4 protein-coding genes are annotated in these 2992 nt (G+C 73.9%); 1 reads left to right on the forward strand and 3 read right to left on the reverse strand.

Translation table 11 applies throughout. From position 1 onward, the window contains the following. Nucleotides 1-181, forward strand: a 181-nt coding sequence (locus ACQKIP_RS44020) for an SRPBCC domain-containing protein (RefSeq protein ID WP_427745570.1), incomplete at its 5' end; no start/stop codon positions are given. A 32-nt stretch (nt 182-213) separates the two neighbouring features. Here the strand turns inward: ACQKIP_RS44020 and ACQKIP_RS44025 are convergent. From ACQKIP_RS44025 to ACQKIP_RS44035, 3 genes are all read right to left on the reverse strand, one after another. Next, nucleotides 214-903, reverse strand: a complete 690-nt coding sequence (locus ACQKIP_RS44025) for a YoaK family protein (protein WP_365865293.1) — start codon at nt 901-903, stop codon at nt 214-216. A gap of 52 nt (nt 904-955) precedes the next feature. Continuing rightward, nucleotides 956-2458, reverse strand: a complete 1503-nt coding sequence (locus ACQKIP_RS44030; RefSeq protein ID WP_365865292.1) for a carboxylesterase/lipase family protein — start codon at nt 2456-2458, stop codon at nt 956-958. Beyond that, a partial coding sequence (locus tag ACQKIP_RS44035) for an MBL fold metallo-hydrolase (protein WP_427745571.1) occupies nt 2455-2992 on the reverse strand: 538 nt, incomplete at its 5' end. The genes ACQKIP_RS44035 and ACQKIP_RS44030, both read right to left, overlap by 4 nt.

Consider the following 2992-nt stretch of genomic DNA (forward strand, 5'->3'; position numbering starts at 1 on the left):
CGATGATCCCGGGATGAGCGCCACCATGACCATGACGACCACGCTCACCGACGCGGACGGCGGGACCGACGTCCGCATCGTGCACGAAGGCATCCCCGGCAGCGTGCCCGCCGCCGACAACGAGACGGGCACACGGATGGCGCTGGAGAATCTCGCCCGGCTCGTCGAGGGCGCACGCTAGGCCGCTCGGCTTCGCACGCCACTCGATGCGCGTCATTGCGCGCGCGGCGCGGCGGCGCCCGGCAGCGACGCCGTCAGAGCGACAAGGGCGAGCAGCGCCAGCGCGGGCGCCAGTGCGGCGACCGTGCCGTGCCGGAGTTGCAGCAGCCCGCCCACGAGGGCACCGGCGAACATCGCGGCCACGGACACGAACCGGCGCACGGACGCCGGTCCGAAGCGGTCGGCGGCCAGACCGGTGAGGGTGCGCGTGAGGACGGTCGTGTTCAGATCGGGGACGGCGAGCTTGCCGACCACGGCGTTCTGCAGCCCCATCCCCAGCGCGAGCAGCACGATCAGTACATCCCTGACGTCGGCGGTGGCATCGAGCACCAGGGCCGCCGCCACCAGCACGGCATGCGCCCCGACGATCAGCGCGAACAGCCGCAGCGGCCGCGCGACCCGTGGCGCGATCCGCCCGCCCAGCCACGCGCCGACCACGAAGGAGCCGGCCGCCAGGAGCGACGCGGTCGCGGACAACTGCACGTCGCCCGCGAGCGCGAAGCCCAGGAAGACCACGTTGCCGGTCATGTTGGCGACGAAGACACGGTCGAGGCCGAGATAGCTGACGGCGTCGACGAGGCCCGTGACGAAGGTCAGCACGACGAGCAGCGGAGGCAGCACGCCGTGCCGGCCCTCGGTGTCGGGGAAGAGGAGGGCGGCGGCCCGGCCGAGCAATGAGTTCATACCGCTTCATCGGCAGGGACACGCCGCGCCCCGACCCGCGCGAACCCGCGGCTCACCGTTTCCAGGCGCGCCGTATGCCGCCGCGCGGGTCCTCGTGCACCGCCCAGGCCCGGCCGATGACCGTCGTGATCCGGCGGCGGGTGTCGTACGGGGCCCAGCCCGGGTCGCCGTCGCGGGCGAAGCGGATCCAGGCGGCGTGCATACGGGGAGCCAGGTCGGGAGGAGGGCTGCCGGTGCCGAACAGCGCGCCCTCGCCGTGCAGTCGGGCCGCGTCCAGGCCGAAGACGAAGGGGAGTTCCATGGTGTGGGTCGCGCCGAGCAGCCCGTCGAAGGCGAGCGAGCGCCAGTCGAATCGATAGCTGTACGTGGCGCCGGAGGACCGCCCGGCGTGGGCGTCGGCCAGGGCCCAGCTCCCCGCGCCGAACAGGGCGTCTCCCATGACGGCCGCGCGCAGCTCTCCGGGGCCGGCCCCGGGATGCGCCGCGCGGTAGGCGTCGACGAGCAGGTCCGGTTCGGGGTGGGAGCGCTCGGCCGCGGCCCGGACGTCGGCCTCCGTGGAGGCGGCATACGCGCCGGAAGGGACGAGGTAGAGGTTGCCTTCTTCGGCGTTGGTGCCGATGAGGAGATCGATGCCGGTGCTGCCGTGCCCGGCGGCGACGGCGTCGGCGGGCTGCCGGTCGGCGACCACGCTGAAGGGACTGAGCCCGATCAGCGGGTCGTGGGCGGTCGTGGTCCGCAGGTCGATCCCGCCGAGCCGGGCCGCGGCCTCGATCAGGCGTGCGTCGGGGACGGCCGCGAAGGCGTCGGCGTGCGGCGCGATGCCCAGGGCCGAGGCTGCCGCCTTCGTCACCCGGGCCGCCTGTTCGGGCGAGAAGGCGCCCAGGCCGCTGCCGCTCTGCACGATGGCCCTCCGTACGAGGCCCCTGCTCTCCGGTGCGGCGATGACGGCACCGGTGAGCGTGGCGCCCGCGGACTGGCCGAACAGCGTGACCTGGCCGGGGTCCCCGCCGAACGCGGCGATGTTCTCCCGGACCCAGCGCAGGGCGGCCAGGACGTCGAGCAGTCCGCGGTTGCGCGGTGCTCCGGGCAGGTCGAGGAAACCGCTGATCCCGAGGCGGTAGTTGACCGTGACCAGGACGACGCCGCTTCGTGCGAAGGCGGTGCCGTCATACAGGCTCGCCCTGGTCGATCCCGCCACGAAGCCGCCGCCGTGCACGAAGACCATGACCGGCAGGGCTCGATTCCCCTTCCGGTCCCGCTGGTCGGGGGCCCATACGTCGAGGGTCAGGTAGTCGTCGCCCGGGATCCAGCCGGGCCCGAAGTAGGGCGACATGTCGATGGCGCCCAGGTTCCGCTCGGCCTGCGGCGCGGTCGGGCCCGCCGCGGTCGCATCCCGGACGCCCTGCCACGGGGCGTGCGGCCCGGGCGCGGCGAAGCGTCCGGCGCGGGCCGGTGGTGCGGCGTAGGGGATGCCGCGGAAGACGGCGACGCCTTCGTGGCGGGCGCCGGCGACCGTGCCCTGTGCCGTGGTCACGGTGGGGTGGGTGGCGCTCATGCCGTCGCCCCCTGTGTCTCGTCCGCCGCTGTGCGCGCATACGGCGTGAAGGGGGCCCACCCCTTGACGGCGAACCCGCTGCCCGAGCGCTCGACCTCGGCGGCGCCATGACCTCCCAGGTGGGCGGGGACCACGAGCGCGTGGTGATCGGCGGCCCAGCCGAGGATGCGCCGGCGGGTGGCGCGGGCGCCCTCGGGATCTTCGCAGAAGCAGCTGTTGTGCTCCGGGTCGACGAGCTGGACGGGGCTGTGCAGCAGGTCGCCGACGAAGACCGCGCGGTCGCCGCCGCTGACGAGGGTGAGGACGCTGGAGCCGGGCGTGTGCCCCGGGGCCGCTTCGAGGCGCAGATTGCCGTCGATGCGGTGGCCCTGCTCCCACAGGTGCACCTGGCCCGCGCGGTGCACGGGGGCGACGCTGTCCTCGAAGACGTTCTGGTTGCCGCGGCCGAGCAGGGGCTTGTGGCCGTTCTCGGGGTTCCAGAAGTCGTAGTCGTCCTTGGGCATCAGGTAGGTGGCGTTGAGGAAGGTGGGGACC

It is taken from the genome of Streptomyces sp. NPDC059900 (assembly GCF_050270335.1).
Classification (GTDB): Bacteria; Actinomycetota; Actinomycetes; order Streptomycetales; family Streptomycetaceae; genus Streptomyces.